The 19,420-nt window shown below is 70.7% G+C and carries 18 protein-coding genes; 5 read left to right on the top strand and 13 right to left on the bottom strand.

Annotation, left to right across the window (positions count from 1 at the left end; translation table 11 throughout):
- Positions 1–86: 86 nt before the first annotated feature.
- Positions 87–599 (bottom strand): hypothetical protein, encoded by a 513-nt coding sequence (locus tag KME78_RS23880; RefSeq protein ID WP_308127109.1) that lies wholly within the window; start codon positions 597–599, stop codon positions 87–89.
- Between the two features lie 136 nt (positions 600–735).
- Here KME78_RS23880 and KME78_RS23875 point away from each other — a divergent pair, with 136 nt between their 5' ends.
- Together KME78_RS23875 and KME78_RS23870 are read left to right on the top strand one after the other, a co-directional pair.
- Positions 736–1,461 (top strand): ABC transporter ATP-binding protein, encoded by a 726-nt coding sequence (locus KME78_RS23875; protein ID WP_219531370.1) that lies wholly within the window; start codon positions 736–738, stop codon positions 1,459–1,461.
- A complete protein-coding gene (locus KME78_RS23870; RefSeq protein ID WP_219531369.1) occupies positions 1,458–2,768 on the top strand; it encodes an FtsX-like permease family protein in 1,311 nt (436 codons plus the stop codon). The genes KME78_RS23875 and KME78_RS23870 overlap by 4 nt, the downstream gene beginning before the upstream one ends.
- 12 nt (positions 2,769–2,780) lie before the next feature.
- Here KME78_RS23870 and KME78_RS23865 read toward each other — a convergent pair whose 3' ends face one another.
- Positions 2,781–3,959, bottom strand: a complete 1,179-nt coding sequence (locus KME78_RS23865) for a Cmx/CmrA family chloramphenicol efflux MFS transporter (protein ID WP_219531368.1) — start codon at positions 3,957–3,959, stop codon at positions 2,781–2,783.
- Between the two features lie 348 nt (positions 3,960–4,307).
- On the opposite strand from KME78_RS23865, the gene KME78_RS23860 reads away from it, so the two are divergent.
- Positions 4,308–4,658 (top strand): winged helix-turn-helix transcriptional regulator, encoded by a 351-nt coding sequence (locus KME78_RS23860; protein WP_219531367.1) that lies wholly within the window; start codon positions 4,308–4,310, stop codon positions 4,656–4,658.
- On the opposite strand, the gene KME78_RS23855 is transcribed toward KME78_RS23860, so the two are convergent.
- The 11 genes from KME78_RS23855 to KME78_RS23805 form a co-directional block, all read right to left on the bottom strand.
- Positions 4,655–6,103: a hypothetical protein gene (locus KME78_RS23855; RefSeq protein WP_219531366.1), complete on the bottom strand. Its 1,449-nt coding sequence runs from the start codon at positions 6,101–6,103 to the stop codon at positions 4,655–4,657. The two genes, KME78_RS23860 and KME78_RS23855, sit on opposite strands and share 4 nt — an antisense overlap.
- A 19-nt stretch (positions 6,104–6,122) precedes the next feature.
- Entirely contained in the window at positions 6,123–6,815 is a 693-nt protein-coding gene (locus KME78_RS23850; RefSeq protein ID WP_219531365.1) for a polysaccharide deacetylase family protein, read from the bottom strand.
- 10 nt (positions 6,816–6,825) lie between these two features.
- The gene (locus KME78_RS23845; protein ID WP_219531364.1) at positions 6,826–7,488 is read right to left on the bottom strand and encodes a class I SAM-dependent methyltransferase; all 663 of its coding nucleotides are present in this window, start codon (positions 7,486–7,488) and stop codon (positions 6,826–6,828) included.
- An 8-nt stretch (positions 7,489–7,496) separates the two neighbouring features.
- Complete coding sequence (locus tag KME78_RS23840; protein ID WP_219531363.1) at positions 7,497–8,192, bottom strand: class I SAM-dependent methyltransferase; 696 nt, start codon at positions 8,190–8,192, stop codon at positions 7,497–7,499.
- A gap of 5 nt (positions 8,193–8,197) precedes the next feature.
- Positions 8,198–9,373, bottom strand: coding sequence for a glycosyltransferase (locus tag KME78_RS23835; protein ID WP_219531362.1), 1,176 nt, complete (start codon positions 9,371–9,373; stop codon positions 8,198–8,200).
- 74 nt (positions 9,374–9,447) lie between these two features.
- Positions 9,448–11,697: a hypothetical protein gene (locus tag KME78_RS23830; protein WP_219531361.1), complete on the bottom strand. Its 2,250-nt coding sequence runs from the start codon at positions 11,695–11,697 to the stop codon at positions 9,448–9,450.
- 55 nt (positions 11,698–11,752) lie between these two features.
- Positions 11,753–12,931, bottom strand: coding sequence for an acyl-CoA reductase (locus KME78_RS23825; protein WP_308127108.1), 1,179 nt, complete (start codon positions 12,929–12,931; stop codon positions 11,753–11,755).
- Between the two features lie 68 nt (positions 12,932–12,999).
- The gene (locus KME78_RS23820) at positions 13,000–14,031 is read right to left on the bottom strand and encodes a LuxE/PaaK family acyltransferase (RefSeq protein WP_246651742.1); all 1,032 of its coding nucleotides are present in this window, start codon (positions 14,029–14,031) and stop codon (positions 13,000–13,002) included.
- Positions 14,028–15,287: an AMP-binding protein gene (locus tag KME78_RS23815; protein WP_308127107.1), complete on the bottom strand. Its 1,260-nt coding sequence runs from the start codon at positions 15,285–15,287 to the stop codon at positions 14,028–14,030. Before KME78_RS23815 ends, KME78_RS23820 begins: the two co-directional genes overlap by 4 nt.
- Before the next feature lie 354 nt (positions 15,288–15,641).
- Positions 15,642–16,394 (bottom strand): SDR family NAD(P)-dependent oxidoreductase, encoded by a 753-nt coding sequence (locus KME78_RS23810; RefSeq protein WP_219531358.1) that lies wholly within the window; start codon positions 16,392–16,394, stop codon positions 15,642–15,644.
- Positions 16,375–16,620, bottom strand: a complete 246-nt coding sequence (locus KME78_RS23805; protein ID WP_219531357.1) for an acyl carrier protein — start codon at positions 16,618–16,620, stop codon at positions 16,375–16,377. Before KME78_RS23805 ends, KME78_RS23810 begins: the two co-directional genes overlap by 20 nt.
- A gap of 578 nt (positions 16,621–17,198) precedes the next feature.
- Between KME78_RS23805 and KME78_RS64540 the strand changes: the two genes are divergently transcribed.
- Both KME78_RS64540 and KME78_RS23795 read left to right on the top strand, forming a co-directional pair.
- Positions 17,199–17,618: a hypothetical protein gene (locus KME78_RS64540; RefSeq protein WP_246651740.1), complete on the top strand. Its 420-nt coding sequence runs from the start codon at positions 17,199–17,201 to the stop codon at positions 17,616–17,618.
- Positions 17,615–19,420 (top strand): class I SAM-dependent methyltransferase, encoded by a 1,806-nt coding sequence (locus KME78_RS23795; protein ID WP_219531356.1) that lies wholly within the window; start codon positions 17,615–17,617, stop codon positions 19,418–19,420. Before KME78_RS64540 ends, KME78_RS23795 begins: the two co-directional genes overlap by 4 nt.

Here is a 19,420-nt window from a genome sequence, read left to right as displayed (position 1 = left end):
ATCGCCGCCTGAACAAGATAGGGCGTCGTCATCGGTTGCCTAGACACCAGCCCGAGCTGGTTCATCTGCTGGACCCGAGGCCGGCGTCACGAGGGTGGCAACGATGTCTGGCGGGCCTGGACTGCGAGATCGCGGGCCAGATGGGCACGGCGCAAGCCACGCGAGCGCAGATAGCGGAGATCCGCCGCGGTGTCGTACATGAGCTGGACATGGAAGTAATTCACCTGCTCCAGCACCGCGAACAGACCGAACCCCAGACCCGGCCAGCTTCCCGCCCCTGGATCGGTCACCACCGCCCAGACGATGAACAGCAATCCAGCGGCCAGCACGGCAACGTTACCCGTGCGGGCGATCACGAAGGCTCCAGCTCCTGGGAGGGACTTGTTCCGCGTGGCGATCTGGCGGAGTTTGGCGGACCAATACCCGGCCCCCTCCACCAAGAGGAGCGCGAACAACGCGAAACCCACGCTGTTTCCCGCCGTCACCGGAAACCCCACCAGGCCGAACCAGAGCACCGCCTGCAGGGGGATGTTGAGCAACTCCAGCCAGAACAGCGACCGTAACCGACGCTGAACCCAGGTGTTGGAACGATGATCCACCTAGCGACTATGGCAGCCCCGCGTGGAAGACGGCCAGAGCCGCAACCCGGCAGCACGATGGTCTCAGGGGTGGTTCAGGGGTGGGCCGGGGCGATACCCGATGAAGCACGGCAGCGGCACCGACAGGCTGAAGATCATGAGTGATCACGCGGTCCTTCTTGACGGAGTGACCAAGACATATGGCAGCGGCGCCGTGGAAGTGGCCGCGCTTCGCCAGGTCAGTGTCGGGTTTCCGCGCGGCAGTTTCACCGCGATCATGGGCCCGTCAGGTTCGGGGAAGAGCACGTTGCTGCAGTGCGCGTCAGGGCTGGACCGGCCGCAGTCGGGTGCCGTTCGCATCGCCGGGCGGGACATCACCCGCCTGCGGGAGAAAGAGCTGGCCGTGCTCCGCCGGGATGGGATCGGGGTCATCTTTCAGGCGTTCAACCTGGTCCCGTCCTTGACGGCCTGGCAGAACGTGATCTTGCCGAGCAGGCTGGCCAGGCGGCGGCCCGACCCGGCACGCGTGCGTGAGCTGCTGCACCGGGTCGGCCTGGCCGGGCGGGAGAAGCATCGGCCGCCGCAGCTTTCCGGTGGACAGCAGCAGCGGGTGGCGATCGCCCGCGCGCTGCTCGGCCGGCCGGAGGTGCTCTTCGCCGACGAGCCGACAGGTGCGCTCGATCGCGGTACCGGGCACGAGGTGCTGGCGCTGCTGCGGGAGGCGGTCGACGAGTTCGGGCAGACGGTGGTGATGGTCACGCATGACGCCGAGGCCGCGGCCTGGGCGGACACCGTGCTGTTCTTGACCGATGGGCAGATCGTGGACGTCCTGGAGAAGCCGTCGGCCGACCAGATCAGCATGCGTCTGGGCGGGCGTCGATGACACTCATGCTCGCCTGGAACAACGTGCGGACCAACGTGACGGGTTTCGTCGGCTCGTTCGTGGCCGTGGTCATGGCGGTGATGTTCGTGAGCGGCAGCGGCCTGCTGGTCGTCGGCGCGGGTGCGGACGACGAGCTGAACGGGATCATGGGGCTGCTGGTCCTGTCCGCGCTGGTGTCGGGATTCACGTCGATCTTCGTGGTCTCGGGGACTCTGAGCCTGCACGTGCTGCGCCAGCGCAGGACCTGGGGTCTGTTGCGGTCGGTCGGGATGACGCCGCGGCAGGTGCGCCGGCTGGTCGGGGCGGAGGCGCTCGTGGTGGCCGTGCTGGCGGGCGCGGCGGGCTGCGCGCTGGCCGTGCCGTACGCCGAGGCGCTCGCCGCGTTGCTGCGCGTGGTCGGGTTCGCGCCCCGGGGTGTCCCGGTCGAGGTCACGCCGGGGCCGTTCGTGCTGGCGCTGGTGGTCGGGCTGGTGGTGACGCTGTCGGCCGCGCGGGTCGCGGCGCGCAAGGCGGTGCGTGCGGGGCCACTCGAAGTGCTGCGGGAGAGCGCGGCGCAGCAGCGCCTCATGCCGTGGCCTCGGGCGGTTACCGGGGTGGTGGCGCTGGCCGGCGGAGCCGTGCTGTTGTGGCTGGTGCCGCAGGTGAAGGCCTCAGGTACGTTCCCGACCGGGATGGGGGCGACGATGGCGCTCTGCGTGGGGGCGTCGGCGCTGGGCCCGCTGCTGCTCCGGGCGATGGGCTGGACGCTCGGGGGTCCGGTGGCGTTGCTCGACCCGGGCGCGGGGATGCTGGCGAGGTCCTCGTTGATCACGCAGCCGCGCCGGGCGATGGCGGTGGCGTCTCCGGTGATGCTGACGGTGGCGCTCGCGTGCACCTTCCTGTTCGCCGTGGCGACCTCCGACGCGGCGGCAGGCGTGACGCGGGTCGGACCGGCGGCGTGGGTCGCGCCCGTGCTGGTGGGGTCGGCGGTGGCGTACACGGTGATCTCGGTGCTGAACGCGACCGCCATGTCGATGGCGGAGCGGGCGGAGGAGTTCCGGCTGCTGCGGTCGGCGGGCGCGCAGCCGGGGCAGCTCGCCCGGGCGGTGGGCTGGGAGTCCCTGATCGTCACGTGCGCGGGGGCGCTGCTCGGGACGGGAATCGCCGCCGCCTCACTCACTGCCATGGGCAAGGCGGTCACGGGCGAGCTGTGGTTCGCCTACTCGTTGCCGGAGTACCTGGGGCTCGTGGTGGTCTGCGCCGTGAGCGGCCTGATCGCCGGGCTGGTCTCGACGAGGAAGGCACGGAACGGACCGCTGGTCTCCTGACAGATGGCTGGTTTATCCCGGGATCTCCTCGTGCGATGCGGTCCGTACCCGCCGTACGGCCTGGGCGACGCCCGCCATGCCGAACGCCGCCGCCACCAGCAAGGCGCTGACCCACAGCGGCGATCGGTAGCCGAGCCCGGCGGCGATGGTGGCGCCGCCGATGGCTGGGCCGGCGGCCGCGCCCACGTTGAGGGCCGCCGTGGCGAAGGAGCCGCCGAGCGAGGGTGCCTGGGTCGCCGCGTACAGAACCTGGGCGATCAGCGTCGAGCCGACGGCGAACGAGAGGGTGCCCTGGACGAAGACGAGCAGGAACGTGGCGACCGGGCTGCCAGCTGTGAACGTGAACAGCACCCACCCGGCGAGCAGGGCGATCCCGCCCAGAATGAGGACCCGCATCGGCCGCGTGTCGGACAGGCGGCCGCCGATGGTCACGCCGGCGAACGACCCGAGCCCGAACAACGCCAGCAGCGCCGGCACCCAGCCCTCGGAGAAGCCGCTCACGTTGGTGACCAGCGGTGTCAGGTACGTGAAGGTGCAGAACGTGGCGGCGTTCACCAGCGCGGCCAGCACCAGTACGACCAGCAGTCGCGGGTCGCGCAGTGCCCGCAGTTCGCGCCGCGCGCCGGGACGGGTCCCGTCCGGGTCGCCGACCGCCGGCACCGAGCGCACCACGGCGACGACGGCCGGCAGGGAGATCAGGGCCACGGCCCAGAACGCCGCCCGCCAGCCGAACGCCTGACCGAGCACGGCACCGGCGGGGACCCCGGCCACGCACGCGAGCGTGATGCCGCCCAGCAGGATGGAGGTGGCCCGCCCCTTGGCGTTCGGCGGGACCATGCCGGCCGCCGTCGCCAGCCCCACGGCGAGGAAACCGGCGTTGGCCAGCGCTCCGAGCACCCGGGTCACCAGGAGCACCGAGAAGCTGGTGGTGAGCGCACCGGCGACGTGCACGAGCATGAACGCGACCAGGAAGACGAGCAGCGCCCGCCTACGTGGCCAGCGCAGACTGAGCACCGCCATCAGCGGCGCTCCGACGATCATTCCGGCGGCGAACGCGGACGTCAGCGCGCCGGCGGCGGGGATGGACACATTCAGTTCATTGGCGATGTCCGGGACCAGCCCGGAGAGCATGAACTCGGACGTTCCCTGGGCGAATACCGCCAGTCCGAGGATGTAGATGGCGATGGGCATGAGCAGATAACTCCACGACCGTGTTGAAAAGACCGCGTTGAAAAGACCGCGTTGAAAGGCCAAAGGCATCGCGAGCAGCGCGCCGCGCACCCCGATCAGGTCGTACGAATGCGCGCGCTACCGCGTGAAAAGGTGAAATGAGGCCAGGTCCGGCTGGCCAGAATCAGTCCGGCGAGGGTGACGAAAGGCGCGGGCGTTGCCGCGTGCCACCACAGGAAGCCACCGAAGGACAGGTGGCTAGTGTCTTGACGCCTCAGGACTGGACATACGCCACACCATACAACACTGAAAAAGCCCCATAGGTGATGTCTTGTAACAGTTGGCATGATGTGTGACCATCAAGGTCCTATGAAGGACGTTGTACCGCCGCGCGAGCTCCTCGACCGCATCGCCGGCAAGTGGGCGATCGAGATTCTGGTGGCAGCGTCTGATGGGCCGATCAGGTTCACCGAGTTGGAGCGGCTCGTCGAGGGCAGCCGCCGGATGCTCACCATGACGCTGCGCGGCCTGGAACGTGACGGCCTGCTCCAGCGTACGGTCTACGCCACGGTCCCGCCCAAGGTCGAGTACGCGGCCACGCCGATGGCGCTGGAGCTCCACGAGGCGCTGCTGACCCTCACCGACTGGTCGGTCAGGCACGGGGAGTCCGTGACGAAGTCCCGCGAGAGCTACGACGCCCGCCACGCGGCCGCGAGTTAGACGGCCGCCTCCTCGCGCTCGGCCGGCACCGGATTCCGCGGGGGCAGGCCGCGGACGAGCCGTACGACGGAGGCGACGAGCAGCGGCACCAGCAGGACGCTGATGAGGATCGGCGAGGCCATGTAGCGGAAGTCCTGGGCGGAGATGTTGGCCAGGATGGCGAGCTGCTGCCCGGCCACCGGCGCCGCCACGGCGATCACATAGCGGTTGCGCAGCGCCAGCGCGCCCACGGCCACGGCCAGGTAGGACAGGTAGCACCAGAGCGCCCCCCGCCACAGCACCCAGTCGTACTGGGGTTCCTCAGCGGTGGTCAGCCATGAGCTCGCCGCCTGGTAGAGGCCCTGCGACATCGGCCTGAGCGAGTAGACCCACCGGCCCTGGAAATCGGGCACCTTGCCGGGGCCCACGTAGGTGTCGGCGTTCGGGCGCAGCGAGAACCGGTAGGTCCGCCCGCCGGGAGCAGTGTCGTCCCCGGCCACCTTCCAGGCGATCGCGCCCCGGCACAGCCTGGCGTCGACCACCATCGCCGGCCGTTCGACCAGCAGGCGTTTCCAGAGGTCGAGCAGTTCGGTGGCGTGCGCGTCGGCCTGCGGCCAGTTGAAGTCACCCCGCCAGATCAACGGGTTGATCGTGTAGCAGGTGCCGCCCAAGGTCCACCTGTTCAGCGGCGCGACGGCTGACAGAAGCGTCTTGTCCTGCTCGGTGAACAGCTCGGGATGGTCCCGGTAGGCGACGGCGATGTCGCCGAAGGCCGTGTGGTAGACGTACGTCTTCGACGGGGCCGCGATGCCGAGCTGGGGGAAGACCAGGTTGCTGAGCAGCAGCGGGATGGCCGCCGCCGCCGTGCCGACCAGCGCCAGCCGTACTCGCATGACCGAGACGACCACGAGCAGCACGACGATGGCGACGCCCACCACGAGGAAGCCGTTCGCCCGGAACAGCCCGAGCGCGGTCATCAGCAGGCCCAGCCCGAGCAGCCTGCGGTTGGTGACGGTACGGTCGGCGGCCATCGCCGCGCAGGCGGCCGCGATCGCGACCGCGCAGATCGTGAACGGCACGTCCTTCCAGAGCGTGACCGTGAACGCCCCGGCGGTGGGGATCAGCGGCAGCGCCACCGCCACCACCGTCGTCGTCCTGCGCGGCGCGCCGAGCGCCTTGAGCGATTCCGTCAGGTACGTGAGCGCGGCCGCCATGGCCGTGGTCTGCAGGAACGTGACGGTGCCGAGGTCACCGGTGGTCCTGAAGCTGAGCCACAGCAGCGAGTCGTAGAGGACCGAGTGGTCGCCCACCCACGGGCCGACGATGGTGTGACTCAGATAGAGGACCGAATCGCGGCTGAACAGGCCGGGATAGAAGGCCGCCCACCAGCAGGCGAGAACGGCCTGAATGGCGACGAACGTCCCGAGCGGCACCCATCGCCGACGCTTGGCGATTTCGATCTGCATGGCTCCCGATCCAGGCGGTCTAGGGGTAGCTCACCCCGGCCTCCATCCCCTTGCCGCGCAACAGCGTCGGCACCGTGACGAGGTGGTAGCCGTGTTTCTTGAGCTCCTTGATGATCGCCGGCATGGCTTGTACGGTCTGCGGCACCACGTCGTGCATGAGGATCACGCCGTCGCGCTTGGCCAGCCTGAACACGGCCGCCTTGATCTTCTCTACATTACGCAGCTTCCAGTCGAGCGTTGTACCCGTCCATAACACCTGTGACATGTCCTGCGAGCCCGCCAGGCCCAGCACCCGGTCGTCGGTGGCTCCGTACGGTGGCCGGAACATCGTCGGCAGCTTGCCCGTCTGCTTCTGGATGAGCTCCTGGGTGGTGTGGATCTCGTCGAGGATCTCGTTGTCGAGCAGTGTGGGCAGCGACGGGTGTGAATAGGTGTGGTTGCCGATGGCGTGGCCCTCGGCGGCTTCCCGCCTGACGATGCTCGGATATTTCTCCACCTGCTCGCCCACCAGGAAGAAGGTGGCTTTGACGCGTTCCTTCTTGAACAGGTCGAGCAGCTTCGGCGTGTAGACGCTCGGGCCGTCGTCGAAGGTCAGGGCCAGGCATTTGACCTGGCTGCAATTGACCTCCGCCGATGCCTGAACGCCGGTAACGCCGGTCGCGGGGAGCGCGGTCATCGCCAATGACGCCGCCAGTAAGCCGTGAATCACCACAAGCGCTAGCCTATGGCCAAAGACGCCTGCGGAAGACTCTTAGATCGTTCCCATATATGACGCGGTGCGCCGTACGGGACACCTCCAGGGCGAGCCGGTTCTCCGCGGCCCAGTTCTCGATCGTGGTGATCGGCACCGGCTGGATCCACTCGCGGGCGATGATCAGATCGTGGATCCGGCAGGCGGCGTTGCGCCACAGGGGCCGCGCGCTCATGTCCTTGTAGACGAGCAGGCCGCCGGGCCGTACCGCCGCGCAGGCCCGGTCGAACACCACCCGCTGCGCCGGGATCGGCACGTGGTGGATGACGTCCTGCATGTGGACCACGTCGTAGGAACGGTCCGGCCACGGCGAGCGGGCGTCGCGGTGCTCGAAGCGGAGCGTCGAGCCGCTGTCGCGGAGCCGGACGGCCATCCGCCCGGCCAGCCCGATCGCGACCGGGCACGGGTCGAAGCCATGCCCCCGGACGCGCTTCCCGCGCGCCGCCATGAGGCCGAGCGTCAGTCCTGAGCCGCACCCGATGTCGAGCACGCTCGCCCCCTCCGGCACGAACCCGATCGTCACCTCGAACGGGCAGGCCAGCACCCGCAGCCGCTGCTTGAGCCGCAGGGCCCGGGGCGCGTCCGCGTACAGCCGCCACGCGTCGTCGAGCAGCACGCTCCGGTCGAGCGGCACCGGGTCTCCTAACTCTCGCGCCGGGCGCACAGGAACAGCGTCACACCCCTGAGCGAACGGACCGGAAGACGCCTCTCCAGCATGACGACCGCGCTCAGTGCCGCGTTGATCAGCGGGGGCACCCGCTCCAGGTCACTGCCCATGGACGAGCGTCGATGCCGGGCGACCAGCGGGCGAAGGAGCACGTTCCAACTCCACAGCCGCTCGACCCGCAGGCCCGCCTTCTCGACCACGCCGGTCAGCGAATCGCGGCAGTAGCGGCGCACGTGGCCGACGGCCTCGTCGTGGGCGGACCACAGCGACATGTCGCAGGGGACCGCGATCAGCGCCCGCCCGCCCGGCCGCAGCACCCTGGCGATCTGCTCGGTGGCCAGATAGTCCTCCTCGATGTGCTCCAGCACATCGAGGGCGGTCACCAGATCCACGCTCCCGGACTCGATCGGCAGGTCACGCGCGTCAGCCTGTACGGCCCGCAGCCCCCGATCCCTGGCCACCTCCACCGCCAACCCGGAGCAGTCGGCCGCGGTCGCGTCCCAGCCCTCCTCGACCAGCACCCGGGTGTTGCCCCCACCGCCCGCGCCGATGTCGAGCGCCCGGCCCGGCCGCAGGCGGCGCAGCTCGGCGCGGAGGACGGCCCGGCGCTCCCGGTACCACCAGTGGCCGTCTTCGAGCGCGGTCATGCGGCGGATCTCTTGTGTTCGCATCTCTGTCATCTCTTGGGGACCCACCAGAAGCGCAGCAGGGTGAGCAGGCAGTACGTGCCGGCGACGGTGGCCACCTCGGACAGGCGCTCGCCCGGCGGCAGGCCGTGCAGCGCCATGGTGGTGATGGCGTAGTCGGTCAGGAAGACCAGCGCGGCCCGGGCGTGCGGGGTCGTGCGGTGACCGCCGAGCAGGTTGACCGTCCAGCGGCGGGCCTCGGCGTTCGCGAAGCCGGTGAGCGTCAGCGCGGCGAGGTTGGCCGCGGCGGGCGACCAGAGTTCGCGCGACAAGAGATAGAGCAGCGCGTAGAGGACCGCCGAGGCCACACCGAGCACGGCGAACGACGCGAACCTGGCCGGCGGGCGGGCGACGACCGCGTCCGGGTGCGTGGGTGTGAGTTCGGTCTCCTTCGCCACCTTGAGCGCGGCCGTGCCGGTGGACATCGACCGCGCCACCCTGGCCAGCCCCCGGAGGTCCTCGACCGCCGTCCTGACGATGCGGACGCGCGAGTCCAGGTCTTCGACCCAGTCCACGGGCACCTCGTGTACGCGCAGGCCGTTGTGCTCGGCCAGCAGGAGCAGTTCGGTGTCGAAGAACCAGCCGTCATCCTCGACGCGGTCCATGAACGGCCTGATCACGTCCGTTCTGGCGGCCTTGAAGCCGCACTGGGCGTCGCTGAAGCCGGCGCCGAACCCGTACCGGAGCAGGGCGTTGTAGCCGCGCGAGACCAGCTCCCGCCGCAGCGACCGGCGGGTGCGCGCGCCGCGGGCAAGCCGGGTGCCGATCGCGAGCTCGGAATGGCCGCTGGCCAGCGAGGCCACCATCGGGAACAGCGCGCCGAGCCCGGTCGACAGGTCGACGTCCATGTACGCGACGATGTCGGCCGGGCTGTCGCGCCAGGCGGCCTTCAACGCCGCACCTCGGCCCCTGGTCTCCAGCCTGCGGGCGTACACCTGCGGGAACTCGCGGGACAGCCCCCTGGCGACCCGCCAGGTGCCGTCGATGCTGCCGTTGTCGACGATCGTGATGCGCCACGGCAGCGGGAAGGAATCGTCGAGGAACGCGTGGAGCGTCCTGATACAGCCGGGCAGGGCCCGCTGCTCGTTGAGCACCGGAACGACGATGTCCACAGTCGCCAGGGTGACCGGTCCGTCGAGAACTGCTATGGCGGAACGCGTGTCCATACGGGAATGCTGCTGGGGCCGTCCATTGATGCGCGGGCTGTTTCTCCGCACCATTCCTCGGGTAGGACAGTTTTTTACTCAAGCAGATATACGGAACACTGCCCGCTGCGGAAACGCAGTTTCGCGAACCCATCAAGGGCCGTGCCATTCTCCGCGAACGCCCATTTGACGCCATATTCATGGACGAGCCGCGCGATGTTCTCCGCCGACGGCTGCCGGAACACCTCGTCGTTCGCCGCCAGCCGCGCCTGGTCCACGAACGGCACGGCCAGGAACGACGTGCCGAACGGCTGGCTCCGCGACAGCGTGCTCTGGGCGTACGCCCAGCTCTCCACCAGCACCCGGCGCTCGCTGTAGCCGGACACCCAGAAGTGGCGGCTGTCGCATCTCTTCTTCCCTGCGATGGGCCGGCAGTGCCCGTCGGTCGCCACGACGTCGCCCGGCGCCGAGTGGTCACGCAGCCAACGCGCGGCCTCCATCCCGCCCTGCGGCAGCACCCGCGTGGGCGGGACCCCGCCGCTAGAAGACGCTCCGATGCCGCTCGACGGCCCGATCCCCTTGTTCGCGGTGGCCGGCAGCGCATAGCCGGTGAGCAGCGCGACCACCGCGAGCGCCACAGGTCCGCGCCGCAGCGCGACCGCCGCCGCCACCACCACCGCCACCATTCCCAGCACGAGGTACGGCAGCGCGAGGGGGAGCAGCCCCTGGACCGGCACGTCCGGCCCGAGCAGCGCCTGAACCCCCACAACCAGCCCGGCCCCCAGCGCCACCCACCACGTGGCGGCGGCGAATCCCCGCTCCCGGCTGAGGGCCGCCATCCCGGCCACGGACGCGATCGCCAGGTACGGCCGAGCCCCCTCCAGGAAGTATTCCTGGCTGAGCGCCGGATGGCCCAGCAGCACGACGGCCGCGACACCCGCCGCCCCGATCCCGAGCAACAGCAGCACCCCCGGGTCCAGCCGCACCGCCCGCCTGGCGACCACCCCCAGCAGCCCCGCCCACACGCACGCCAGGCACGCCAGATGAATCACTGTCAGCCCGGCAATGGGCCACACAGGCGCCTCGGCGAGCGGCTCACCACCGAGGTATGTCACCGCCCCCCACACCCGCCGCATGCTCGCGAACGGCTCGAGCACCAACCCCTGCCGCTGGCCTCCGAAGACGACGAACTGCGCGAACGCCAGAGCCGGCACCGTGATCACGATTCCCACGAGAGCGGGCCGAGACCACCGCCTGACGACCAGGACGAGCACCAGCCCACTCAGCAACAGCGGCAGGAACGTCGCCTTCGCCCCGGTCAGCGCGCCCAGCAGCACCGCGACCAGTGCCCACCCGCCGACCCCGGTGCGCTCCCCGCGCAGGTAGCCGACGAGCAGCAGCACCACAGGGACACAGAGCAACGCGCCGAACGTCTGCGTCGGACTGGTCCACACCGTGAACAGCGTCCGCGACGTGAACAGATTGCCCGCTCCCCAGTAGAGCTCCGGGCAGACGGCGAAGTACGTCACCACGACCGCCGCCACGCCTGCCCACCACTGCCCGGTCACCCGCCTGGCGAGCACGGCCACCAGCACGACCATCGCCACCATCATCGGCAGCATCGACAGCCGGTACAGCAGCGTCTGCGGCTCGATCCCGGTGACCCAGCTGGTGGCGGCCATCTCGGCGTAGACGTACCAGTGGTAGGTCAGCGGCTCGCCCAGGACCGTCGGGAGCGTCGGGGGCATATGGTGCTTGAGCTCGCCGAGCAGGGCGAGGTGGTAGTGCATGTCGACGTACGGTGTCGCGTTGCCCGGCCAGGTCAGGCCATGGCCGGCGTAGAACGACCGGGCACTCCAGACGAGGAGATAGCAGATGACCGCCGCGACGGCCCACGCACACCACAGGGGCATCCGCTCACTCTCTGAGGGCTTGCGCTCGCGAGCCGACCCACCCGGCCGCCAGTGCCGTCGCAGCCGCGGTACGGCTGTGAACAGGGCGATCATCGTAACCGGCCAGGCGAGCACCAGTTGCGGCACCCCCGCCGCGCGCGCCGGGAGGTAGGCCAGCACTTCCACCGCGTAGCCGAGCGCCAAGCCCGCCGCCAGCTCCTCCGCGAGCGAACCCCCGGCCCGTCCCAGCGCCCGCCACAGCAGCGTCCCGGGAACCAGCACCCCGACACCGACATAAGCCCCGAAAGCCACCAGATCCCGAACGGAAACCCCGTTCCAGACCAGCGCCAGCACGGCCACCAGGCCCACCAGCGCCACCGGTACCCAGCCGGACCACCTCCGCCGCCCCGACACAGGCGACGTGACCACGCTCGTAACCGCCGTGATCGTCATCCCACCCCGTCCCCCTGGCCGCCGTGCCCGACCAGGCGGCGGCGGTCCGTGCTCGTCATGCGATAACTGTCACCAGGCGGGTGAACTCCGTGGTCAGCTCCACGCCATCCCAAACCCGGTGAAAGCTCAGCGCGCTCCCGATCGGCACCATCCGATCGACCCCCCGCCCGCCCAGCGCCCCCGCCAGCAACTCCAGCTCGGCCGGGACGAACCCGAAGTGCGTCATCGTCTGATCCCGCCGCTCCACCAGCCGGGCCAACTCCCCGAGCCCCTCGATCCGGGCATGCGCGAACGTCCCCGTGCCCAGCCACCGCCGCGGCGCCGCCTCGGGACCCGCCAGCGTGACGTTGGCCAGCGCGTTGCCGTGGAAGTCGATGGCACTGGCCTGGCCATCGGCGGCCAGCCCGTACGTGGCCACCCGCTTCTCGACCGCCATCGCGGCGTCCACGGACCACCCCCGCTGAGCCACCGCCCGCGCCAGGCAGGCGGTGAAGCCGTCGCGCGCCGCGTCGCAGTCGGCAGCCGAGCCGACCCAGTAGACCGTGCGAGGGGACGAGCACGCCGCCTGGTCGAACCAGTAGGTGTCGTTGGCGAACCCGTCGGCGACCGCGCCCCGGGTGGCGGCCGACGCCGACAGCCAGGCCGCCGCCCGGAGCACCGCGAACGACGTCCGATCGGGAAAGGTCAGGTCACGCGCGTGCGGGGCGAGCGGATGGCGGCGGATCTCGTCGACCGCGGCGTCGCCGCCCCAGATGACCCGCAGATCGCAGGCCGCCGACAGGGCCGCGGTCACGGCGTCGGAACGGTCGTACGTGACGATGCGCTGCGTGGCGGCCACCACCGGGTCGGCGTCGGCCAGCGATTCCTGTAGCGTCCGCGTGATCGTCGCGGCCACGGCGCCCGCGCGGGGCGACAGGCGTACGACGTTGCGGTTGCCCATCAACGCCGACAGCGCCCAGGAGTAGACGAAGACGGTGTCGACGTTCGCAGGCGGGACGTGGAACACCAGGCCGCGCGGCGCCCGCAGGTGACCGCCACGCGGCCCGTCCAGGATCCGCGCGAGCTCGCTGGGCCGCAGGAAAAAGCCGAGGGAGGCCAGCTCCGGGTGGCGCCGTGCCAGCTCAGGACTGAGCAACCGCCTCCCGAACCCGACGAGAAACCCGCGAATCCGCTCATCTCCCACCGCGAGCGGCTCACCCTCGCACACCTGCCCGACCAACGTTTCAACGGACACATCCGGCCCCTCGGGAAACCGAACCCCGACCGACGCGTCCCCGGCAGCCGGACCAGCCCGCTCGTCCATCACGCCGCCGTCCGTGCCGCCGTGTCGCTGCAGCCGCGTGCCTCTGCCCTCGGCAGCCGCCCGAGCACCGAGAACCGTTTGCCCGGCCACACCCCGTCGTCCACGCCGTGCACCACGCCGAGGTCCTCCGTCAGAAGGACGTGCCCCGGATAGGAGGTGGGCAGTGTGCTGACCACCTCGATCAGCCCCGGCACCCCGACAGGCGCCTCCTGCCACGTCTCCGGGTCACGGATCACGACATCGGCGAAATCGGGGCAGTAAAGCCCGCCCCCATCCGGCCCCTCCAGGAACACGGTGCCGATCTGCTCGACCATCCCGTAGAAGTCGTGGATCCGCCGCAGCCCGCACTCCTCGCCCAGCCGCTCGCGGAACGTGGCGTGGTCGACGGCCTGCTCGGCCAGCCGCTTCCAGCCCCCGGAGTGGATCAGCACCCCCTGGGACAGATCAAGCCCCAGCTCACGCAGGTGCGACCACGCCATGAACGTGAACCCGAAGATCAGATAAGGCGCACCACCATGCCGCGCGAGGAAGCCCTTGACCGCCTCGGCATCCAGCCCGCCACCCTCGTCGAGGACGAACGTGTGGTCCCTGCCGAAGTTCATCATGCCGAGCACGCCCGCGCCGCGAGCGCTCAGCGTGGGATCGCGTACCACCGACCGGCTGTCGACGATCAGCATCGGCAGCCGCCGCCCGCCCAGCACCGCCCGGAGCGTCGCCGCCAGCATGCGCGGCTGCGCGGCCGCCGCCTCGCGGTCGAGGTAGACGCGGCTGGGCCGCTGCCCGGTCGTCCCGCTGGAGGTGAGCACCCTGAACACCGCACTCTCCGGCACACTGCGCAACTCGTGCGTCTTGAACAGCCGCACCGGCAACCACGGCAGATCCGCCACCCGCTCGTACGGCCCCACCGCCCCGATCGCGTCGAGAATCCTCCGGTACGGCAGGCACGCCCGCCGATGCCGCTCGGTCAGCGCGACCAGCTCAGGCAGCAGCACCGCCTCCTTCGCGCCTTGGGCCAAGGTGAAGACACTCATGTACGGGCCTCCAGCGCGCTGTAGTCGATCTTTCCCGTGCCGAGCAGTGGCAGCCGGTCGACGCCGCGCACGTCGAACCCGCTCCAGTGGAGCCGCAGCTCGGACCCCAGCCGCCGGGCGAGCGTGGTGCAGCCGTCGGTGTCGAGGCCCTCGGCCCAGACCGTGATGCGGTCGTCGCCGCTCGTGGCCGCGATGGGGCCGCGGTCGCGGAGCAGGTGTTCGATGTCGTCGAGGTTGACGCGTACGCCGAAGACCTTGGCGATGCGCTTCATCCGGCCGGTGATGTAGAGGAAGCCCTCGTCGTCGAGGTGGCCGAGGTCGCCCGTAGCCAGCACGCCGCCCAGGTCGTCGCCCCTGGCCAGGTCGTCGGCTGTTTCGGCGTAGCCCATCATCACGTTGGGGCCGTGGTAGACGACCTGGCCGTCGTCGATGGTCAGGCGGCCGCCGGGGACCGCCAGGCCGGCGGAGCCCGGTTTGGTGGCCAGGCGGTCGTGGGGGAGCACGGCGATGCGGGCGGTCGCCTCCGTCTGGCCGTACATGACGAAGAATCGCTTGGCCTTGGCGGCGAACTCGGTGACCAGCTCGGGGCGCAGCCGCCCGCCCGCCTGGGTGAGGGTGGTGAGCGCGGGGTGTTCGGCCGGGTCGAAGCGGAGCTTGCGCAGCATCTCGTACTGGTAGGGGACCGCGGCGAGCGAGGTGCACCGGTGCTCGTCGAGCATGGTCCAGAAGGACCGTTCGAGCAGGCCCGCGTCGGTCAGCACCACGGTGGCGCCCGCGGCGAGATGGCTGTTGAGCACCGACAGGCCGTAGCTGTAGTAGAGCGGGAGGCTGGTGGGCGCAGTCTCGCCGGGGTCGATGGCCAGGGCGGTGGCGATGGCCTGGGCGTTGGCCGGCACGGCGGACCGTGACAGTCGTACGAGCTTGGGGTTGCCGGTGGAACCCGAGGTGGCGAGCAGGACGGCAAGGTCCGGGTGGGGCTCGGGGGTGCCGCCCCGGGTGCGCCGCAGACCGTCGGCGGCCCGCGTGAACCCGAGCAGGGCGGCGGGCTTGAACCTGGCGGCAAGCTCGGCCAGCGTGCCGGGCGGCAGGTCGGGGTCCAGCAGCGCGATGGGCCGGCCCACCCGCAACGCCGCGAGGTAGCGGAGTACGGACGGCAGGTCGTTGCGCATGCCGCAGAACACCGGGCCGGGTGGTAGGGCGGCGAGGGACTTCATGGCGCTCCCGATCCGGGCGGTCAGCTCGTCGCCGGTGACCACGCCTGGCTCCCCGGCGACGACCATCCGCGCGTCCGGGTGCGGAAAGCACTCCGTGGGTCGTACCTCCTGCCGCGCAGAGCCCCCGATCCCACCATCGGTGGCGTCCGCGATGTGAGGCGCGCTTGACCCCACAGCCCTGCCGTCGGTGGCGTCCGCGGTGTGAGGCGCGTCGGGTTGCAGGGAACGGGACAGTGACCCCACCGCCCCGCCGTCAGTGTGCACGCCGGGGTGTGGGGAAGGGGGCATGGGAGCTCGCCCGTCGCCCGCGGTCCCGGCGTTGGTGTGTGGTGGGGAACCGTCGGTGGGGTGAAGTGAAGCGTTCATGGAAGACCGCCCGTCCATCGTGTCGGAGGCTTACAGCACCAGCCCGCCGTCCACCCCGATGACCTGGCCGGTGATGAAGCAGGCGTCGGCGGAGAGCAGGAAGGCGGCCGCGGCGGCCACGTCGCCGGCGGTGCCCAGGCGGCCGAGTGGGGTCGCGGCGATGGTGTCGGCGCGTGCCCGGTCGTCGAGCGTGGAGAGCATGTCGGTCTGGATGTAACCGGGTGCCACCGCGTTGACCCGGATGCCCTGGGGCCCCAGCTCCTTGGCGGCGGCCAGGGTGAGGCCGAGCACGGCGGCCTTGGTGGCGGAGTAGACGGCCTGGCCGGGCGCTCCCTTGCGGCCCATGACCGAGGAGACCAGGACCACGGCCGGGTCGGTGCCCCTGCGCAGCAGCTTGACCGCGGCCTGCAGGGTGTGGGTGGCGCCCATCGCGTTGACGTGGAAGAGCCTGCTCACCACGTCGCTGTGCATCATGCCGAGCAGGCCGGCCGCGTGCCCGCCCGCGTTGATCACCAGGGCGTCGAGCCGCCCGTGCCGCCGGTGGATCTCCCGCAGCATGGCCGACACCGCGGCGGGGTCGGCCACGTCGCCGTGGACCGTGTCGGTGCGGCCGCCGGTCTCGGCGGCCACCTCGGCCGCCGCCTTGGCGGCTCGCTCCCGGTCGCGCCCATGGACGACGACCACGTGGCCGGTCCGGGCCAGCCGGACGGCGACGGCCCGGCCGATGCCCAGCGTGGAGCCGGTGACGAGCGCGACGCGGAGGTCAGGTGACGGCGTCGGCACCGTGCTTCTCCAGCAGCTCGGCGGCCTTGGCGAACGAGCTCATGTCGATCATCTCGTCCGTGTCGATCATGATGGTGAACTCGTCCTCCATCGCGGCGACGAGGGCCATGTGGGCCAGCGAGTCCCACTGCGGGATCGCGCGGTAGTGGAGCCCGTCGACGTCCGTGTCGACCGGCAGGCTCAGCGAGGCGCGGAAGACGCCGCGCAGGCGGTCGAGCTGGCTCATGTCTGCTCACTTTCTGTCGCCGGACAACGACTCAGTGTAGCCATGATCGTCCGTCAACAGAAACCAAGCCCCCCTCGTGAGTAATGGAACCGTATAACGGCGAGTGCCCGCTGTGCCGGGCTGGGAATGTCGCATGGCGCGCGTCAACCGCTACAGAGGGAATGATGGACGAATCCAATCACTGGTACGGGCACTCCCGCATACTCGGCCGATACTGTGAAGTGGCGGAAGACACTCCCCGGCGAATACAGGGTTTCTTGCAGCACGGCTGGAACTATCTCCACGGATTCCCGCCCAACGACCACTGGTGCAGCCCCGGATATCCCCGTTTCGTCTGGTCCGACGTGCTCAGACGCCGTGGCTGGTCCATGGGCCGCCGAGGCCACTATGTCATCGGCGCGCCATGGATCTACCTGCTTGATATGGAGCCCCGAACGGCCGCAGCTCCCGAAAGGGAGGGTACGATCTGGTACCCCTTCCACGGCTGGGAAAAGCATTCGGTCATGGGGGATCATGCCCGACTCGCCGCCGAAATCGCCGAAGTGGAGACAGGGCCGGTGACAATCTGTCTTTACTGGTTGGAATTCGCTAATCCGGACATCCGGCGTGCTTATCGGTCGGCGGGTTTCCGGGTCATCTGCCATGGCGAGCGTGGTTCGCGGTGGGACGGCAAGGGGCGGGACTTCCTGCCCGGCCAGCTCGCCGCGCTGCGGCGGCATCGCAGGGTGGCCTCCAACCGGCTCGGCAGCGCGCTGTTCTACGGCGCGTCCGTGGGCTGCGAGGTCGCCGTGTACGGGGATCCGATGCAGTTCGAGGACGAACGGCCCGAGTACGGCGGCACCGCCCGCCGGATGCGGCTCTGGCCCGAGTTGCACGGCGAGCGCGTCGATCCCGAGGCGGCCAGGGAGGCGGCGCGGCAGGAGCTGGGATTCGAGTATCAGGCGACACCGGAGGAGCTACGGCGAATGTTCGGCTGGAAGCGGGCGCGATGCGCATGAACGAGGCACCCGAGAACGTCCGGCTGATCGGCGGCGAGATGCTGCTGTGGTCAGACTCATCCCATACGTCCGGCGTCACGGACTGGCGGGGCGTGGCCCTCGAACTGGTCAGGCGCCTGCTCCCCGTCGAGACGGACAAGGTGGCCGGTGCCGACGGGGAGACCGGCGCCGAAGAGGGGAAGAGGTGCCACGAATGGGCTCGGGCCGAGGAGCGGGCCAGGCGCGACGAGTGGGCCAGGGTTGAGGAGGGTGCCAGGGCCGGGGAGCGGGCCTGGGGTGGTGAGCGGGCCAGGGTGCTGCTGGTCGGGCCGCATCCGCGCGGTCTGGTGGACGAGGTGGTGGCGCGGGCCTCGTCGGTGGCCGTGCTGCTGCGTTCCTATCCCGACGCGTGTGCCCTCGCCGAGCGCCATGCCGGTATGGCGGTGCATTGCGGCCGTCTGTCGGCGTTGCCCGAAGAGGAGACGTACGACCTGGTTCTGGCGCTCGACGGGCTGCGGCGTACGCACTCGGCCGAGGAGGTCGCGCCGCCCTGGCGTGAGTCGCTGGGCATGCTCGCCGCGCGCGTCGCGCCGGGCGGGCGGTTTGTCCTTAGTGTCAGCAATGACCTGGGCATCGACCGGTTCGTCGAGGCCCGGCCCGCCGACAGGGCGGGAGCCGACGAGCACTGGGAGCCGCACGGCTTCGACCAGGGCTATCCCGACGGGTCCGGCGCACTCGACGAGGAGCTGGCGGCGGCCGGGCTGGTCCCGGAGAGGTGTTACGCCGCCTATCCCGGCCGTGCGGCGCCGCGCGCGCTGCTCGCCCGCGAACTGCTCGGGCGCGACCTGCCCGACGCGCTCACGGTTCCGCTGAGCGCCCGTGGCGGCGACAGGATGCTGGTGGCCGACCCGCTGCGGCTGACCCGGCTGGTGTTCAGACACGGCCTCGGCGAACAACTCGCCCCGGTATGGGTGGCAATCGCAACCCGACCCCCGACCGCGACCACCGCCCCGTCCGAGTCCAGCGACCCGATCGCGACCGGCTCTCCGGCCGCGATCGGCGTGGTGAGTTTGCCGCTCGGGCTCGTCGAGGAGGGGCACGCCGTACACGAGGTCACCCGGAGCGCCACCCGCCAGTTGCCCGACGGCGTGGAGCGGGCCATCCCCGGGGGCCGGGTCGTGGAGGAGGTCCTGGTCGAGGCGTGCGCGCGGGAGGACGTGCGGGCCGTCCGCGACCTGCTCGCCGCGCTCGGCGGCTGGGTCGAGACGGGCGGCGACGCCGCGGCCGACAACCTGGTCTGGGACGGCGAGAGGTTCGCCGCGATCCACCCCGTGCCCGGGCCGCCCGATCGGCCCGCCGACCGGGTGGTGCTGTGCCGGGTGATGTGGCGGTTCGCGGTCCGGCTGCTGGCCGCCGGTCACCACCATCCGTGGCCGTGGCCGCGGCAGGCTGAGCAACTGGCGCTGACGCTCTGCGGCATGGCGGGCCGGCCGTGTGACCAGGCCGACCTCGACCTGGCCCGCAAGCTCGACGCCGAGCTGGGGCAGCCGGCCGAGCTGAGCGAGGCCGCCCCGACGTACCGTGACCTGCTCGGCGCGCGAGACCGGCTGGCGGACCAGCTGACCGCCGCGCTGGCCAGGGTGTCCCGTCTGGAGACCAAGCTCACCTACCGCGAACGCGAGCTGCTGCGGGCCAGGGGCCGGCTGAGAAAGAGCCAGCGGAAGTCAGCCGCCTACCGCAGGACGCTCGGCTACCGGCTCTCACGCCGCCTGGCTCGCCCGCGCAAGGTCGCCCGCAGGGTCCTGCGCCTCCTGTCCGGCTGA

Origin of the sequence: Nonomuraea guangzhouensis (genome assembly GCF_019396345.1) — a bacterium.
Lineage (GTDB): Bacteria > Actinomycetota > Actinomycetes > Streptosporangiales > Streptosporangiaceae > Nonomuraea > Nonomuraea guangzhouensis.
The sequence above is the reverse complement of the archived record's forward strand: the minus strand, read 5'-3'. Positions and strand labels throughout refer to the sequence as shown.

Coding starts and splice junctions, on each gene's coding strand:
- KME78_RS23835 (WP_219531362.1), bottom strand. CDS start 9,373: ATGGACACGCGTTCCGCCATAGCAGTTCTCGACGGACCGGTCACCCTG.
- KME78_RS23805 (WP_219531357.1), bottom strand. CDS start 16,620: ATGAGCCAGCTCGACCGCCTGCGCGGCGTCTTCCGCGCCTCGCTGAGC.
- KME78_RS23840 (WP_219531363.1), bottom strand. CDS start 8,192: ATGCGAACACAAGAGATCCGCCGCATGACCGCGCTCGAAGACGGCCAC.
- KME78_RS23820 (WP_246651742.1), bottom strand. CDS start 14,031: ATGAGTGTCTTCACCTTGGCCCAAGGCGCGAAGGAGGCGGTGCTGCTG.
- KME78_RS23860 (WP_219531367.1), top strand. CDS start 4,308: ATGAAGGACGTTGTACCGCCGCGCGAGCTCCTCGACCGCATCGCCGGC.
- KME78_RS23865 (WP_219531368.1), bottom strand. CDS start 3,959: ATGCCCATCGCCATCTACATCCTCGGACTGGCGGTATTCGCCCAGGGA.
- KME78_RS23795 (WP_219531356.1), top strand. CDS start 17,615: ATGAACGAGGCACCCGAGAACGTCCGGCTGATCGGCGGCGAGATGCTG.
- KME78_RS23830 (WP_219531361.1), bottom strand. CDS start 11,697: ATGACGATCACGGCGGTTACGAGCGTGGTCACGTCGCCTGTGTCGGGG.
- KME78_RS23855 (WP_219531366.1), bottom strand. CDS start 6,103: ATGCAGATCGAAATCGCCAAGCGTCGGCGATGGGTGCCGCTCGGGACG.
- KME78_RS23870 (WP_219531369.1), top strand. CDS start 1,458: ATGACACTCATGCTCGCCTGGAACAACGTGCGGACCAACGTGACGGGT.
- KME78_RS23875 (WP_219531370.1), top strand. CDS start 736: ATGAGTGATCACGCGGTCCTTCTTGACGGAGTGACCAAGACATATGGC.